This is a genomic window from Achromobacter spanius, assembly GCF_002966795.1.
GTDB lineage: Bacteria > Pseudomonadota > Gammaproteobacteria > Burkholderiales > Burkholderiaceae_B > Achromobacter > Achromobacter spanius_D.
In genome coordinates this window covers 5,231,571-5,246,771 of sequence record NZ_CP023270.1, presented here as the reverse complement: position 1 = coordinate 5,246,771, position 15,201 = coordinate 5,231,571, and the positions used below count along the sequence as shown (strand labels likewise).

Genomic DNA, 15,201 nt, shown 5'->3' with positions numbered 1-15,201 from the left:
TATCGGTATCGGAGTTTGGTGCTGACGTTACGGGACGTCGGCGCGGCGTCGTAGCGCTGTCAGAGCTTGATGCAGACGTTGGTGGGTTCGGTGTAGAAGTGCAGCGAGTGGCGTCCGCCTTCGCGGCCGATGCCGGACAGGCCGCTGCCGCCGAACGGCGTGCGCAAGTCGCGCAGGAACCAGCAGTTGACCCATGCAAGGCCGACCTGCATCGCCTGCGCGACGCGGTGGCCGCGCGTGAGGTTCTGGGTCCAGACGGCGGCGGCGAGGCCATAGTGGGTGTCGTTGGCCAGGCGGATAGCTTCGTCCTCGGTGTCGAAGGGGGCGATGTGGCAGACGGGCCCGAACACTTCTTCCTTGATGCAGCGGGCATTTTCGGACAGGCCGGTCCAGATGGTGGGCTGCACATACGCGCCTTGGTCGCGTGCGTCGCCAAAGACAGGTACGCTGCCGCCGGTGACGACGGTGGCGCCTTCCTCGCGGGCGAGGGCGAAGTAGGACAGCACTTTCTCGCGGTGCTCGCGCGAGACGAGCGGTCCCATTTCGGTGTCGGGGTCCAGCGGCCAGCCGATGCGCATGGCGCGCGCGCGTTCGGCCAGCGCGGCGACGAAGCGGTCGTAGATGGGGCGCTCGACGTAGACGCGCTCGGTGCACAGGCAGACTTGGCCGCAGTTGGCGAAGACGGAGCGCGTGATGCCGTCGACGGCCGCGTCGAAGTCGGCGTCGGCGAACACCAGCGCGGCATTCTTGCCGCCGAGCTCGAAGGACACGGGTTTCACACCGGGCGCGACGGCGCGCATGATGGCGGCGCCGGTGGAGGATTCGCCGGTGAAGGTGATGCCGTCGATGTCAGGATGCGTGGTCATGAATTCGCCGGCCGAATTCGGGCCGAATCCATGCGTCAGGTTCAGGACGCCGGGCGGCAGGCCGGCGTCGTGCGCGACTTCCGCCAGTAGGGTGGCGGTGGACGGCGTGACTTCAGACGGCTTCATGATGACGGTGTTGCCGAAGGCCAGCGCGGGCGCGACTTTCCAGGTCAGCAGCAAGAGCGGCAAGTTCCAGGGCGAAATCACGCCGACCACGCCGAGCGGCTTGCGGTAGGCGTAGTTCAGCGCCTGGCGGCCGTCGGGCGTGTCGGTCATGTAGCTTTCCATGTCCAGCGTGCGCGCCAGCTCCGCGAAGGTGCGGAAATTGGCCGCCCCGCGCGGGATATCGATCTTGCCGGCCCAGCCGATGGGTTTGCCGGTGTCGCCGATCTCGGCCTGCAGAAAGTCGTCGAACCGGCGTTCGATGCCGTCCGCCAGCGCCAGCAGGTAATCGGTGCGCGCCGCCACGGGCAGCGCCGCCCAGGCGGGCAGGGCGCGCCGCGCGGCGACGACCGCGCGGTCGACCTGATCGCGGCTGGCTTCATGCACCTGCGCGATCAGTTGCCCGTCCACCGGACTGTGTTTGTCGAAGGTGGACGCGCCGTCTTCGAAGCGGCCGTCCAGGTAGTTGCGCAGTTGGCGTATCGGCATCGGCGTCGTTCCCGTGAAGTCAGATAGGGCGGTTCAGATAAATACGTATACGTACTATATTGGCGGATATTAGGCAGTGGGCGACTCCAAGTCAATGCGCATTTGCGAGAACGGCTGCGCCTACAATCGCCAGGCAAATTTGCCAGGCACATTCCATGGACGCCAGATGACCGCCGCTTCCCGATCCGCCCGCCCGGCTTCCGCCCGGACCCTGAAGGAATTCGATCTGACGCACGTGGCGTCCCACCTGCTGCGCCGCGCGCATTTCCGTGCCGAGGCGCTATTCACGCAGGCATTTCCAGACGAGGATCTGACGCCGCGCCAGAAGGCGTTGCTGGTCACGGTCTATCAGAATCCCGGCGCGACGCAGAATCGCATCGCCGAGCTGATCGCGCTGGATCGCAATTCCTTTGCGGAAATGATCGCGCGTATGACGAAGAAGGGGTACGTGCGCCGCACGCGCTCGGCGGAAGATGGACGCGCCTATGCGCTGGAGATCACGCCGGAAGGTGCGGCGCTGCTCGCCCGCATCCTGCCGCGGGACGCCGAGGTGGAAGCGCAGGTGCTGGCGCCGATCCCGGAGGAGCTGCGGCCGGTGTTTCTGCAGTGCCTGCGCCTGATGGCGGGCTTGGAAACCGCGCCCACGCCTTGAGGCTGAAGCCGCCGGTATCGAAGCGGGTCAGCTCTCGCTTTTGGGTACTTGCGCTGGCGGGGGCGTTTGAGAAGGCGGTTGCGAAGGGGCTTGTGGATATGTCTGCGCAGGCGCTTGTGGATGCGTCTGCGGCGGCGTTTGCGCCGCCGTCGCCCGCGGCCGTTCCACCTTCCCAAACCGCAACGCAAACTGACGCGTAAAAACGGCGCCAAAGAAGAAGATCTGCGCGGAATACCAGATCCACAGCAACAGTGCGATGAGCGAACCCGCCGCGCCGTAGGCGGATACTGCGGCGCCCCGGCTCAGATATAGCCCTATACCCCACTTGCCCAGCAGGAACAGGGCGGCCGTCACGACGGCGCCCGGGATGACGTCCGGCCACGAGATCCTGGCGCTGGGCAGCAGCTTGAAGATCACGGCAAACAGCGCTGCCACCACCGAAAACGAAAACAGGTTGGACGCCCACTCCGCCACAATCGAGAAGGTCGAGTTGGCCCAGAGCGAGCCATAGATGCCCCGGGCAGCCGCCAAGCCCGCGTTCACGGTCAACGACACGAGCAGGAAGAGCGCCAGCACCAGCACCAGCCCGAACGACAGCAGACGGCTGCGCACCAGGCCCTTTATGCCGCTCTTCTGATTGGCCCGCACTTCCCACAATTCATCCAGACTGGCCTGCAATTCCGCAAAGGCGGTGGTGGCGCTGAAGATCAACACGCCAATCGACACCATGGCCGCAATCCAGCCGCTGCCGGATTCGTGCGCGCTGGCAAGCACCGTCTGGATGACTTCGGCACCGCGCTCGCCGATCAGGTCGCGCAACTGCGCAAACAGCTCGGAACGCACCGCTTCTTCGCCAAAGAACGCGCCCGCCACCGCGATCACCAGCAGCAGCATCGGGGCCAACGAAAACACCATGTACAACGCCAGCGCGGCGCCTTTGCTGGAGGCGCGGTGGCTGGACCATTGCTTGGCTGAGTCCATCAGCAAACCGCCGATCTGAGAGGGTCGCAGTATCTGCAGGACGGTTCTGGGCAGTCGCATGGGGCAATGTCTCGGTATGGCGAGCCTTCATTGTAGGGACGCGTACAAGCCCCAGATACGGCCAGATTGTTGGCAAAAGTTTTCAAACGCCGGGAAATTTGCCGCTACTGAAACAACACGCAAAGTTTCGGGCACCGTTTCCGGGCCTCAAAAAGAAAAACCCCCGGGGCGAAGGTCCGGGGGTTTTTCGGATACTGCATTCCCCGGCCGAAGCCGGGGAGGCCTTGCAAGAACAGCGGGACTTAGAAGTCCATGCCGCCCATGCCGCCCATGCCGCCGGGCATGGCCGGAGCAGCGGGCTTGTCTTCAGCCAGTTCAACAACGGCGGCTTCGGCCGTCAGCAGCAGGCTGGCGACGGAGGCAGCGTTTTGCAGGGCGGTGCGGGTCACCTTGGTGGGATCCAGCACGCCTTGCTCGACCAGGTCGGTGTACTCGCCGGTCGCGGCGTTGTAGCCGTAGTTGCCCTTGCCGTTCAGCACGTTGCTGACCACGACGCTGGCTTCTTCGCCGGCGTTCGTGACGATGGTGCGCAGGGGCTCTTCCACAGCACGCAGGATCAGCTTGATGCCGGCGTTCTGGTCAGGCGTGTCGCCCTTCAGGTCAGTGATGGCTTGCTTGGCGCGCAGCAGCGCAACGCCGCCACCAGCCACAACGCCTTCTTCCACTGCAGCGCGGGTGGCGTGCAGGGCGTCTTCGACGCGAGCCTTCTTTTCCTTCATTTCGACTTCGGTGGCAGCGCCCACGCGAATCACGGCAACGCCGCCGGCCAGCTTGGCCACGCGTTCTTGCAGCTTTTCACGGTCGTAGTCGGACGTGGCTTCTTCGATCTGCACGCGCACTTGCTTGACGCGGGCTTCGATGGACTTGCTGTCGCCAGCGCCGTCGATGATCGTGGTGTTTTCCTTGCCCACTTCGATGCGCTTGGCTTGGCCCAGTTCAGCCAGACCGGCCTTTTCCAGCGACATGCCGGTTTCTTCGGAGATCACCGTGCCGCCCGTCAGGATGGCGATGTCTTCCAGCATGGCCTTGCGGCGGTCGCCGAAGCCAGGCGCCTTGACGGCGGTGGTCTTCAGGATGCCACGGATGTTGTTCACAACCAGGGTGGCCAGCGCTTCGCCTTCGACGTCTTCCGCGATGATCAGCAGGGGACGGCTCGACTTGGCAACTTGTTCCAGCACGGGCAGCAGGTCGCGGATGTTGCTGATCTTCTTGTCGAAGATCAGGACGAACGGGTCGTCCAGGACGGCAACTTGCTTGTCCGGGTTGTTGATGAAGTAGGGCGACAGGTAGCCGCGGTCGAATTGCATGCCTTCGACGACGTCCAGCTCGTTTTCCAGCGACTTGCCGTCTTCGACGGTGATGACGCCTTCCTTGCCGACCTTGTCCATCGCGTCAGCGATGATCTGGCCGATGGAGGTGTCGCTGTTGGCCGAGATGGAACCGACTTGAGCGATTTCCTTGCTGGTCGTGACCGGCTTGGATTGCTTCTTCAGTTCGGCGACGGCGGCGGCGACAGCCTTGTCGATGCCGCGCTTCAGGTCGATCGGGTTGAAACCGGCGGCAACGTACTTCAGGCCTTCCTGAACGATGGCCTGGGCCAGCACGGTGGCGGTCGTGGTGCCGTCACCGGCGTTGTCGGAGGTCTTGGACGCGACGTCCTTGACGAGTTGGGCGCCGATGTTCTCGAACTTGTCCTTCAGCTCGATTTCCTTGGCGACGGACACGCCGTCCTTGGTCACGGTCGGGGCGCCGAACGAGCGCTCCAGCACGACGTTGCGACCCTTGGGGCCCAGGGTGGTCTTAACAGCGTTGGCGAGAACGTTCACGCCACGGACGATGCGCACGCGAGCGTCATCACCGAACAATACTTGCTTGGCAGCCATTTGTTAGCTTCCTTCGAAAATTCGTTTGAGGCGGGAGATTTACTGAACCACGGCGAGGATTTCGTCCTCGCGGATGACGAGCAGTTCTTCGCCATCAACCTTCACGGACTGGCCGGCGTACTTGCCGAACAGAACCTTGTCACCAGCCTTCAGGTCGACCGGCAGGATCTTGCCGTCTTCGGTCTTCTTGCCGGGGCCGACGGCCACGACTTCACCCTGGTCGGGCTTTTCAGCGGCGCTGTCGGGGATGACGATACCCGAGGCAGTCTTGCGCTCGTTTTCGAGGCGTTTGACGATCACGCGATCGCCCAGGGGACGCAAGGCCATGAGGAACTCCTGTTAACTAAATGAAAGAGGTGGTCGGTTGCCCGGGAGGCGTTAGCACTCACCGGAGTCGAGTGCTAATTATAGGGATGATGTTCTGAGGTTCAAGGGGGGGCGGGGCGCTGTTACATATTGGGGGGCACGAATGTGCAGCCGGATGCGCGCAAGGCAGGTCGCCGCCAGCATGACCGTGCGGGGCGCCTGTCGGACTGGCCTGTCCCCAAATTCGCTGTTGATGCGCAGGTCCGACGCAGCCGATTGCTTCCGGCCCGAAGTGGGCATTGGCTGCGCAGCGTTCGAGTCAACGCTTTGCAGCTCTGGTCGCTATAAAGGTTGGCATGACGTTCTCCACCACGAAACGTGGTTGAGGTTGCCAGTCTTCGTGAAAACCCGTCAGCACGAAACCGGCGTCAAGTTGCCCGCCAATCTGGTCTGCGAGCGTATGCCCGAACACCAATGCCTCACCACGCTCGCGTTTGGCCGCCAAGTCTGACGCGGTTAAATGCGCGATGTCGGAATAGGGAAGTCTTCGGTTGGGACGAACCAGGCCTTGGGCGCTTAGCGTTTGGTCGCGATCAGCTACGAAGACCACAGGATTCCAGAAACTGGATAACAGTTGTCCTTGCGATACCAGCACTCGGGCGCACTCTCGCCAGACAGGACGCACGTCGGGGACGTACAGATTGGAAATCGGGTGGAAGACCAAGTCAAAGCTGGCATCTGCGAAGATGGAGAGGTCTCGCATGTCTCCCTGAACACAGCGCAGGTCAAGGCCGTCTCGCGCAGCTACTTTTCGGTCTTGCTCCAACTGCCCCTCTGAAAAATCGAAGACAGTGACGTCTGCTCCCGCCGCCGCCAGTATGGGGGCCTGCTGGCCTCCACCGGCTGCCAGACAGAGTATGCGCAGGCCACGGACATCATCCATCCAGCCGGAGGGCAGCGGTCCGGGCGTGAGTCGGGCGCTCCAGGTGCCTGCACGAGCGGCCCTGATTTCTTCCGAACTCACCGGCTTGGACCATGCGCAGCCTTGCGCGGCTTGAAGGTTCCAAGCGGCCTGATTGTGGGTGAATACGTCGATAGCTTCAGTCATGTAGTCCTTTAAGCTGTTCAGCGCACCGGCAGCAGGTACTTCAACCCCTGCGTGAAGCCTCGTGGTGCGACGGTGAGATGATCCTCGTCGTTCAAGACTGCCGACTTCAGTTTCAATCCTGGGTACTTTCTGCTCAGCAACGCCGCTTCCAATGCCCGGTTGTCGGCAACCATGTCCACCGACTGGTTGTAGCGCCGATCACCTTTGCGCAAGGCCTCATAGGCGCCGACATAAAGGTAGACAGTCGCTTTCAGGTCCTGATTTTGTTTGGCGTAGTTTGCCTCGAGCTTCAAGGCATGTCGCTTGTCGTACCAGATGGAAGGACTGCCGAGGATATAGCTGTTGAACAAGCCGGGATCGGTGAAAAGTATCTGCATCCCAAGCAGCGCGCCGTAGGAATGCCCCAGAAATATTGAACTGGCAGGATCAGCACGATACCGGGCGGTGATGAACGGCTTTACCTGATCGCGCAGATATTGCTGATAGGCGCGCCCCTGCCCATGTATCGAACCAGGCAATGCCGTACTTGGGCCGTTCGGTGTCGGCGTGTAATCACGCTGGCGGCTGACGCCGCCTTCTTCGCCCTTTCCATAAGACAGGCCGACGAGAATGAACTCGTCGATCTGGGGGCCTTCAACATTCAGGCGGCGCCCTAGCTGCCGGATGATCGGGAAGGCGTAGTCGGCGTCCGTCACATACAGCACGGGGTAGCGCCGCTCTGGCTGCTTGGAGTAAGAGGGCGGCAACGCGACGAAGACCTGGTAGCCGCGTTTGGAAATGGGATCGGGCACGTCCCATACCTCGCTGTCCGCGATCTCGTACGGGTGCCCGCCGCCAGACTGTACCTTTGGCGTTGATGGGGGCTGGGCGTGCGAGGGAGCGATAAAGGCGCCGAGGCTGGTCACTAGCGCGGCAAATATAGCGTGTCGAAGACGTCGATGCATGTGGATTCTTCGTAGATGAGCGCCGCCCTTGGCACGCGGAAATGATTCGGGCCGACAAAATGTGGAGCGCTAGGTCGCAACAGCAGGGTGGCACATCCTACCGAATCTGCTCCTTGTAGGTATCATCGCCGCACGACGATGAAGACGGCGATGCGAGCATGAGTACGACCTTGCAAGTCACGGAAAACCCCCTGTCCGACGAAGACATCCTGCTGCTGCGCCGTGGCCGCAGCGGCAGAGCGCTGACGGCTGTGTTCGCGGGTCTGATGTTTCTTTTACTGGCGAGCAGCGTGATCGTGTTCGTCGTTCTGTTCATCTACGACGGCAGCCTGCGCCGCGGCGCCGACGGCGCGGTGGTTCTTGTGTGTGCGGTGGCGATGGCGGCTTTTGCGGCGTTTCTAGGACGCAGATTGATGCGGCTGCCACGCGCTTGGCGGCGCTTCAATCAGGCGTTGAAGGGGCGGCTACCCAAGCAGATCGTTGCCGGTCACCTGACCGGCTTTGGCCCGTCGGAGACGCCTGGCGTCTGCTACACCTTCGGCGAGCAGCGCGTGGACGTGGCCTTGCCGTTCTGGAACGAGATCTCAAGGGATACGCGCGATGGCTCGCGGCCCATGGCGGTCGCTGCGCTGACGCATTTGCCGGTGCGCCTGCATCTGCTGACGCTGCAGCCCGGCACCCCGCCGGTATTGCTGCGAGCCGAGTACCCGATGAGCCCGCAGGCCTGGAATTCGGTCGAGGAAGTCAGCGATGCCGATCGCCAGGCCGTGCGCAAGGAGGAATTGGGCGCGCGCAAGCTTTTCTACGCGCTTGCGCTGTTGCCGCTGGCCGGCAGCCTGTTCCTGGGTCCCTTGATCCTGCTGTCCGCATTCTTTGTGCTCATGGGGCTCGTCCTGGGCATGCGCAGCCCGAGGCTGAAGCGCGCCCGGTACAAGCACGGCGTGCGCGGCCAGGTCGAGGAAATCGTGACCTATCGCGTGCGCACGTCGAACTCGAACGTATCCACGCTGGTTCACAACTACCGCATCGGGGGGGTGATGTACCGGGTCGAGCACTTCGGGCAGGCGGCCGCGCCGGGCCAAAGCGTCGCGTTCGAGTATCTGGACGACGCGGGCTTTCTGGGGCCGCGCGCCTTGTTTTTCCAGATTGAAAACCAGTCCGTCATGACGCTATGAGCGAACCGCGCGGCCATCCGTCCGACGGCGTGAAGAATCACAGGTCGGCGTAGCGTGGCAACAAGTCTTGATCCACCAGGCGCATTTCAATGCGGTTTGCCAATTCGACATGGCTGGGGTTGTCAATCGAAAACACTTCGTCTGCCACGCTGACGATGACCGTGCCGGTCTGCTCCTTTCCGGCGGCAGGAAAGGGAATCAGCGCCTGAGCTTCCGGAACCTGTTGCGCGGTGATCATTTGGGGCAGGTAGAGCATCCAGCCCACGCCGGGCTTGTCCGTGAAAACTCGCAGCGGGAAATAACCTTCCGGGAACACCTCAATAAATAGCGGGTGAAATTCTTCGATGACGACTTGGAGCGTGTCCACCAGATCTTTTGGTCTGCTGAAGCACGCGGGGTCACCGATCCGCAGGTCGATTCTGTCAGGAAGAACTTTCGGTCCGACATGGCAGACCATTGACCCTCCTTCCCCTTTAACCATCCAACCATTCCAGATTGCGACGAACGAGAACGTGCCCTTGTCTCCGCGGAACTCCTCGTTCAGAGCGGCCAGCGCAGCGGGCGTTGCTTTGCCGTCTGATTCAAATACCTTGTAGAGGTTCGCTTCCTCTACGCTGTCTCCCTTGAGCCGCCAATTGGCTGCAGCCATGGAGGGACTATGCATCGCGAGTGCTGAAGCGATTTTGAATTCACGCTTCAGAATTTCATCAAAATCTCGTGACGCGAGCGTCTCATCGCGGAACATTGCGGAGATATTCATATCTGCCTTACGGTCTGGTTTCCGATAGAACGCCCAGTTTTGCCAGGCGCCCGCGAACGACCGCCGAGGTGAAAAAAATGCGCTCCGGCCGCTACCAGTTCTGCTCGTAAGGGTACACGTCATGGACAAAGCAGAGGCCCAACTCGGCAATTTCGATCAGCAGATCGGGCGGCAGCACGAGCGAGTAGTTCCGTTTGCTGAAGCTGTTTATTTCCAGATGCGAGCGTCCGCCTTGCGCCTGGATCAACAGCAAGAATTTCTTATGTGGACGAAGGACTTCCAGCAAGCCGGTAAGGATGTCTTCGGCGATCTGGTCTGCGGACAAGTATCCGCCTCGATCGAACGGGTCGGACCACCAGTAGCTTTCCGCATAGACCCCTCCCAGGGGACGCCCATTCGGCGTTTGCCGCGGCGTGCCTACCATGGACGAACTCTTGGGCTCCAGCCCGAGCGTCCTGGTGATGAAATCGGGATCGATGGTGGGATGCCAGATTCGAAGGGAAAGCGAGAAGGAATAGAGTTGCATGTCGGGAAGGTTCAGGGGATTCGCGTTTGCGGGCAGGGTGGATGTTAAAGCGACTCAAATGAGAATTATTGCTAATATTCCGCCTTTCGTGCGTTTGCCTGCCTTCGAAGCCCCGCATGTCCTGCCCCCCAAAGTCAAAGAACAGCTGGCTTGCCCACTATCGCGAGCTGGTCGGCGCGTGGACGCGGCGTGTCGGTAATTCGCACGACGCCGAGGATGCCACGCATGACGCAATCCTTCGCGTGCTGGAAACCGACTCCGGGGCATTGGTCAATCCGCGGGCTTATCTGCATCGCAGCGTGCAGAACCGGCTGATCGACTCGCATCGGCAATCGAAGGTGCTGGACCTGGTGCCATTGCATGAACTGGACGAAGGTGACCATCCGTTGTTGACCGATCCGGATGCCGCGGCGCGCACGACGCAATTGCTGGTGTCGTTAAAGGCGGGCCTTGCCGAATTGCCGCTCAAGTGCCGTCAGGTCTTTCTGTGGCACAGGCTTGAGGGATTCACGCAGGAAGAAATTGCGCAAAAGCTGGGGATCTCGGTCAACATGGTTGAAAAATACATGATCCGGGCCGTGCGGCACCTTCGGGATCGGATGCAAAATCATGCACCGCACTAAGCACGCCATGACTTCCGATAACTCACACCTTCCAACCGATGCCCGCGACGCGGCCGCGTACTGGTTCGCGCGCGTGCATTCCGGGAATTTCACCGTCGCCGAACACGAGCGTTTGAAGCAATGGCGTCAGGCGCATGCCGACAACGAGCGCGAATATCGGGCGCTGGACGAGATCTGGCAGGCGACGACGTTGTTGCCGGACGCTGATTTGCGGGAATTGCTAGAGGCGCCGGCGCGGGGATCGGGTGGTGGTCGGCACACGCGTCGACGCTGGCTGGCGGCGGCGGGCGCTGTCTGCACCGTTGCGGTGGTGGGCGGCGTGTTGATGAACCGCCACGCGCTGGAATCTCCCGTGCACACCAGTCGCTACACCACGGCGAAAGGCGAACAGCGCAGCGAAGTGCAGCCGGACGGCTCAAGCATTCAGATGAATGTGTCCACCGAGCTTGTCGTGCGCTATTACGCCACGCGCCGCACCGTAGAAATGGTGCGCGGCGAGGCCATGTTCACCGTCACGCCCGACCGGGATCGGCCTTTCCTGGTGGACGCTGGCGCCGTGTCGGTCAGGGTCACGGGTACGGTCTTCAACGTGCGTCGCGACGAAGACCGCGTGCTGGTGGCCGTGCAGTCGGGCTCAGTGGAAGTCAGTTCGGGGCGGTGGTGGAATCGCGACACGGCCATGCTGGCGGCCGGCATGACGGCGCAGGCGCAGCCGGGGCAGGACCTGCTCGTCGGGCCGGGCGATGTGCCGGCGCTGACGGCCTGGCGCCAGGGCAAGGTGGTGTTTCAGGATCAACCGCTGGAGGACATGGTGCGCGAGATGAATCGCTACCTGTCGCAGCCGATCCACCTGACCGATAGCAAGCTCAAGCGCCTGCGGATGGCAGGCGTGTTCAACATCCAGGATGCGGATGGCTTTTTGCAGGCGCTGCAGAACAACCTGCCGATCGTCGTGCGCAGACGAGAGGATGGCGGCGCGGATCTTTCCCTGCTCCGTTGACCGCGCCTGCAGCGCCGATCCACGCGCTTTCTGAAAACGAGAATCGATCCCGTTACAAATTAATCCCGAAATCCGTTCAGGGTTTTTCTGGGGCTGTCCGTCGTACTCAATGTAGGGGCAATCACCGGCATGGGCCGGCTGCCCCGCCATGATCCTTTGGCCAAAGGGACGAGGCGTCGCGCGCGCTTGATTTTGCTACCCAGGAAAAGCTTGTGAATCACCGGATTTCTCTCTCTACCCCCAAGCGGGGGAAAGGGCGCCACGCATCCCGCACGGTCTCAGCCACGTTGACCACGTTGGCCATCGGCATCGCGTTGGCGTTGACGGCCGCCCCGGCGACAGTGCGCGCGCAGGACACTGCCATCCCGATCAGCATCCAGCAGCACTCGCTGAGTGACGCGCTGCTGCAACTGGGGCAGCAGACGTCGCTGCAGTTCATCTACACGTCTGACCTGGTGCGCGGCATTTCGGCGCCCGCGATTTCCGGGACGATGACGCCCGAGGAGGCGCTGCGCCGCTTGATCGAGGGAACGGGCATCGAGTATTCGCGCTCGGGCAACACGATCAATCTGCGCCGCGCCGGCGGCATGACGACGTTGGCCCCGGTGGAAGTGACCGGAACGTTCAATTCCACGACGGAAGGCACGGGCTCGTACACGGCGGCCGGCCCCAGCCGTACCGCAACCGGGTTTGACCTGTCGTTGCGCGAAACGCCGCAGTCCGTCACGGTGATGACGCGCCAGCGCATGGACGATTTCAATCTGTACAACTTGTCCGATGTGCTGCAACAAACGCCCGGGGTGGCAGTTGACCGTCAGGGCGATGCCTTCAATTTCACGGTTCGCGGTTCATCGGTGAACATGCAGGTCGACGGCATGCGGCAAAAGGCGAGCGGGTGGTTTGTCAATTCGCAGACGCAGTTTTCGATGAACGACATGATCGAGATCGATCGCATCGAGGTGCTCAAGGGCTCATCCGGCCTGATGAGCGGCGACGGCAGCTACGGCGGTACGGTCAACATGATCCGCAAGCGTCCCACGCATGATTTTCAGGCCAGCGTGGGCGTGGCGGCGGCCAGTTGGGACAACTACCGCGCCGATGTTGACTTGAGCAGTCCGATCAACGAAAGCGGCTCTGTGCGCGGGCGTTTGATCGCTGCCGCCACCGATGGCAAAAGCTTTATCGACAACGTCGAAAACAACAGCCAGACGCTGTTCGGCACGGTCGACGTGGACATCACATCCAATACGTTGCTGAACGTGGGATTCACGCATCGCCGCCGCGAGTTCTACGGTGCGGGCACCACGGCCATGATTCAGGCGTACGCCGCATCGGGCGAATACCTGGGGATGAAGCATCGATCGTTCAACGTGGGTGCGCCGTGGTCGGGCTACGAACAGGAGTCCAACACGCTGTTCGGCAGCTTGCGGCACGAGTTTGCCAACGGCTGGGCCGCGACGCTGAAGGCAAGCCTGGACAAGACCGAGAATCCGTATGGAGAAACCGGCATCTGGTTCACCGCCATCCCTGAGGCGGTCGATTTCGGATGGACGCGCGATTACGTCAACCGCAACCGCAGCGTGTCGTTCGAGCTGCAGGGGCCGATCAACCTGTTTGGCCGGACGCATGAGTTGCGGTTCGGCGCGGATGCCTACCGCACCACGACGGACTCTTACGCCGGCAGCCTGCGCCGGACCAATCTTGGGCTGGATTATTCGGAAGGGGGCGCGGCGATCGTCAGGCCCGATCTGGACGCCATACCCATGAACAACCACAGCTACTTCAGTTCCAAGCGGCGCTCGCTGTATGCCGCGGGCCTGTTCAGTGTGGCGGATCCGGTCAAGCTGATCGGCGGGGTTCGCATCACCGACTACGACCAATTCGACGAGACGCCCTACGCCTATAGCAACAACGATCTGAAAGAGCACGGCGTCATCACGCCGTATGGCGGTCTGGTTGTCGACGTCAGCAAGAACGTATCGGTGTACGGCAGCTACGCAAGCATCTTCAATGCCCAGAATGCCCGCGATGCCCAGGGCAACACCATCGACCCCGAACAGGGCATCACGTATGAGGTCGGTGCAAAAGGCGAGTTCTTCGACAACCGTCTGAACGTCAGCATCGCGCGCTTCTGGATGAAGACGGACAACACGGCCGAGGAAACCGGCGAGGTGCGCCCGACCGGTGAAACCATCTATCGATCCGTGGATGGCGTGACGCGGCGCGGGTATGAGTTGGAGATGTCGGGGGAGCTTGCGGCTGGCTGGCAGGTGCAGGGCAGTTACGTGATGAACAGCAGCAGCCTCAATACGTCGGACACCGTGCCCAAGTACCAGTTCAAGCTGGCCAGCAGCTACCGGCTTCCCGGCGCACTGCAGAACCTGACGGTCGGCGCCGCCGCGCGTTGGCAGAGCAAGGCCGTGGCGGGCAAGCTGGAGCAGCCGTCGTTTTGGCTGGTGGACCTGATGGCCCGGTATCAGGTCAATCGGAATCTGATGATTGGCGCCAACGTCAACAACCTGTTCGACAAGGTTTACATGTCGGGCATGCGTGATTTCGGCCGGGTGCAATACACGTGGGGCGCGCCGCGCAGCGTCAGCGTCAACATGCGCTATCAGTTCTGATCGCCTGCCAGTTAAACCCAGGATTCGCAGCGGCAGCGTTGCCTGGCGCCGTCCTCAGAAGTCGTAAAGCCGCGCGGCGTTGTCGACCAGGATCGCCTGCTTCTCCGTCTCGCTCACCCACGCGCAGAAGGCCGACAGCTGCTCGCCATCGTCGATGGGATGCAGCGGTTCGCTGCGATCGCGCGTGCGTGCCACGCCGGGCCAGGCGCCCGAATGCGGCCAGTCGGTGCCCCACAGCATGCGATCAAGGCGCGTATCGATCAGGGCGCGTGCGATCTGGCGCGCCTCGATGGGCGGGCGGCCGTCCTGCCAGACCGTGAGGCGGTACGGGGCAGAGAGCTTTACGTACACGTTGCCCGTCGCCACCATTTCCAGCAGCGCGTCGAAGCCGGGCTGGCCCGTGCCGGCCACGGCGCTCGCCAGTGCGAAATGATCGATCACGACGGGCACGGGGCAGTCGCGCAGCGCGGGGGCGAGCGCGGTGACCACCGGCAGCGTGGTGTAGATCTGCACGTGCCAGCCCAGGTCGGCAACCTGTTCGGCGGTGCGCGCCAGCGCATCGCGCGCGACGGTCGGATCGTGCTGGCCGAACGACTGCAAGTTGACGCGAGCGCCTCTCACGCCCGCAGCATGCAGCGCACGCAGGCCGTCGCGCGTGATATCGGGCGACAGGACCGCGACGCCGCGCGATGCGTGGCCTGCCGCATTCAGGGTGGCAAGGGCATCGGTCATGCAACGATTGTCGGTGCCTTGCGGGCTGGCCTGCACGACCACCGCGCGGTCAACCCCAAGCGCCGCGTGCAGCGCAAGCAGATCGTCGGTCGAGGCGAGCCCCGGCATGAACACGCGGTTTTCGGCAAGCGGATAGCGGTCGAACGGACCGAAGATGTGCACATGGCAATCGCAGGCGCCGGGCGGAATCGTGCCGGTGACAGGGCTGTGCCGGATGCCCAGCACGGTGCGCGGGTCGTCGGAAGAAGAGGCGGGCTGCGTACGGCTCATGGGATGCTCGGGTAGATGAGGAAGAAGGGCGGGCAAGCGG

Annotated in this window: 14 protein-coding genes; 5 read left to right on the top strand and 9 right to left on the bottom strand. The window is 62.5% G+C overall.

Annotated elements, in window-relative coordinates; translation table 11 throughout:
* Positions 1 to 59 precede the first annotated feature (59 nt).
* The gene (locus CLM73_RS23795) at positions 60 to 1,517 is read right to left on the bottom strand and encodes a 2-hydroxymuconic semialdehyde dehydrogenase (RefSeq protein ID WP_105240525.1); all 1,458 of its coding nucleotides are present in this window, start codon (positions 1,515 to 1,517) and stop codon (positions 60 to 62) included.
* 166 nt (positions 1,518 to 1,683) lie between these two features.
* Between CLM73_RS23795 and CLM73_RS23790 the strand changes: the two genes are divergently transcribed.
* On the top strand, positions 1,684 to 2,169 hold the full coding sequence (locus CLM73_RS23790) for a MarR family winged helix-turn-helix transcriptional regulator (RefSeq protein WP_105240524.1): 486 nt from the start codon (positions 1,684 to 1,686) through the stop codon (positions 2,167 to 2,169).
* A gap of 27 nt (positions 2,170 to 2,196) precedes the next feature.
* Here CLM73_RS23790 and CLM73_RS23785 read toward each other — a convergent pair whose 3' ends face one another.
* The 5 genes from CLM73_RS23785 to CLM73_RS23765 all read right to left on the bottom strand — a co-directional run bounded on the left by CLM73_RS23785 (position 2,197) and on the right by CLM73_RS23765 (position 7,298).
* Positions 2,197 to 3,210: a YihY/virulence factor BrkB family protein gene (locus CLM73_RS23785; RefSeq protein WP_105240523.1), complete on the bottom strand. Its 1,014-nt coding sequence runs from the start codon at positions 3,208 to 3,210 to the stop codon at positions 2,197 to 2,199.
* A 242-nt stretch (positions 3,211 to 3,452) separates the two neighbouring features.
* Positions 3,453 to 5,093, bottom strand: a complete 1,641-nt coding sequence (groL, locus tag CLM73_RS23780; RefSeq protein ID WP_105240522.1) for a chaperonin GroEL — start codon at positions 5,091 to 5,093, stop codon at positions 3,453 to 3,455.
* A gap of 39 nt (positions 5,094 to 5,132) precedes the next feature.
* On the bottom strand, positions 5,133 to 5,420 hold the full coding sequence (gene groES, locus CLM73_RS23775; protein ID WP_006221616.1) for a co-chaperone GroES: 288 nt from the start codon (positions 5,418 to 5,420) through the stop codon (positions 5,133 to 5,135).
* A 298-nt stretch (positions 5,421 to 5,718) separates the two neighbouring features.
* Positions 5,719 to 6,507: a class I SAM-dependent methyltransferase gene (locus tag CLM73_RS23770; RefSeq protein WP_105240521.1), complete on the bottom strand. Its 789-nt coding sequence runs from the start codon at positions 6,505 to 6,507 to the stop codon at positions 5,719 to 5,721.
* 17 nt (positions 6,508 to 6,524) lie between these two features.
* On the bottom strand, positions 6,525 to 7,298 hold the full coding sequence (locus CLM73_RS23765) for an alpha/beta hydrolase (protein ID WP_234015730.1): 774 nt from the start codon (positions 7,296 to 7,298) through the stop codon (positions 6,525 to 6,527).
* Between the two features lie 311 nt (positions 7,299 to 7,609).
* On the opposite strand from CLM73_RS23765, the gene CLM73_RS23760 reads away from it, so the two are divergent.
* A complete protein-coding gene (locus tag CLM73_RS23760; protein WP_105240519.1) occupies positions 7,610 to 8,626 on the top strand; it encodes a hypothetical protein in 1,017 nt (338 codons plus the stop codon).
* Between the two features lie 37 nt (positions 8,627 to 8,663).
* On the opposite strand, the gene CLM73_RS23755 is transcribed toward CLM73_RS23760, so the two are convergent.
* Entirely contained in the window at positions 8,664 to 9,386 is a 723-nt protein-coding gene (locus CLM73_RS23755; protein WP_199778191.1) for an immunity 52 family protein, read from the bottom strand.
* 91 nt (positions 9,387 to 9,477) lie between these two features.
* The gene (locus tag CLM73_RS23750; protein WP_105240518.1) at positions 9,478 to 9,912 is read right to left on the bottom strand and encodes a DUF4279 domain-containing protein; all 435 of its coding nucleotides are present in this window, start codon (positions 9,910 to 9,912) and stop codon (positions 9,478 to 9,480) included.
* 116 nt (positions 9,913 to 10,028) lie between these two features.
* Here CLM73_RS23750 and CLM73_RS23745 point away from each other — a divergent pair, with 116 nt between their 5' ends.
* The 3 genes from CLM73_RS23745 to CLM73_RS23735 all read left to right on the top strand — a co-directional run bounded on the left by CLM73_RS23745 (position 10,029) and on the right by CLM73_RS23735 (position 14,159).
* Complete coding sequence (locus tag CLM73_RS23745) at positions 10,029 to 10,535, top strand: sigma-70 family RNA polymerase sigma factor (protein WP_105240517.1); 507 nt, start codon at positions 10,029 to 10,031, stop codon at positions 10,533 to 10,535.
* Positions 10,522 to 11,535 (top strand): FecR family protein, encoded by a 1,014-nt coding sequence (locus tag CLM73_RS23740; protein ID WP_105240516.1) that lies wholly within the window; start codon positions 10,522 to 10,524, stop codon positions 11,533 to 11,535. Before CLM73_RS23745 ends, CLM73_RS23740 begins: the two co-directional genes overlap by 14 nt.
* Positions 11,536 to 11,822: 287 nt before the next feature.
* Positions 11,823 to 14,159 (top strand): TonB-dependent siderophore receptor, encoded by a 2,337-nt coding sequence (locus tag CLM73_RS23735; protein WP_105240515.1) that lies wholly within the window; start codon positions 11,823 to 11,825, stop codon positions 14,157 to 14,159.
* Positions 14,160 to 14,213: 54 nt separating this feature from the next.
* On the opposite strand, the gene CLM73_RS23730 is transcribed toward CLM73_RS23735, so the two are convergent.
* Complete coding sequence (locus CLM73_RS23730; RefSeq protein WP_105240514.1) at positions 14,214 to 15,161, bottom strand: amidohydrolase family protein; 948 nt, start codon at positions 15,159 to 15,161, stop codon at positions 14,214 to 14,216.
* Positions 15,162 to 15,201: the final 40 nt, after the last annotated feature.

Bases quoted from the DNA above. Each gene is read 5' to 3' on its own strand.
- CLM73_RS23795 (WP_105240525.1), bottom strand. From the start codon at position 1,517: ATGCCGATACGCCAACTGCGCAACTACCTGGACGGCCGCTTCGAAGAC.
- CLM73_RS23790 (WP_105240524.1), top strand. From the start codon at position 1,684: ATGACCGCCGCTTCCCGATCCGCCCGCCCGGCTTCCGCCCGGACCCTG.
- CLM73_RS23785 (WP_105240523.1), bottom strand. From the start codon at position 3,210: ATGCGACTGCCCAGAACCGTCCTGCAGATACTGCGACCCTCTCAGATC.
- groL (WP_105240522.1), bottom strand. From the start codon at position 5,093: ATGGCTGCCAAGCAAGTATTGTTCGGTGATGACGCTCGCGTGCGCATC.
- groES (WP_006221616.1), bottom strand. From the start codon at position 5,420: ATGGCCTTGCGTCCCCTGGGCGATCGCGTGATCGTCAAACGCCTCGAA.
- CLM73_RS23770 (WP_105240521.1), bottom strand. From the start codon at position 6,507: ATGACTGAAGCTATCGACGTATTCACCCACAATCAGGCCGCTTGGAAC.
- CLM73_RS23760 (WP_105240519.1), top strand. From the start codon at position 7,610: ATGAGTACGACCTTGCAAGTCACGGAAAACCCCCTGTCCGACGAAGAC.
- CLM73_RS23755 (WP_199778191.1), bottom strand. From the start codon at position 9,386: ATGAATATCTCCGCAATGTTCCGCGATGAGACGCTCGCGTCACGAGAT.
- CLM73_RS23750 (WP_105240518.1), bottom strand. From the start codon at position 9,912: ATGCAACTCTATTCCTTCTCGCTTTCCCTTCGAATCTGGCATCCCACC.
- CLM73_RS23745 (WP_105240517.1), top strand. From the start codon at position 10,029: ATGTCCTGCCCCCCAAAGTCAAAGAACAGCTGGCTTGCCCACTATCGC.
- CLM73_RS23740 (WP_105240516.1), top strand. From the start codon at position 10,522: ATGCACCGCACTAAGCACGCCATGACTTCCGATAACTCACACCTTCCA.
- CLM73_RS23730 (WP_105240514.1), bottom strand. From the start codon at position 15,161: ATGAGCCGTACGCAGCCCGCCTCTTCTTCCGACGACCCGCGCACCGTG.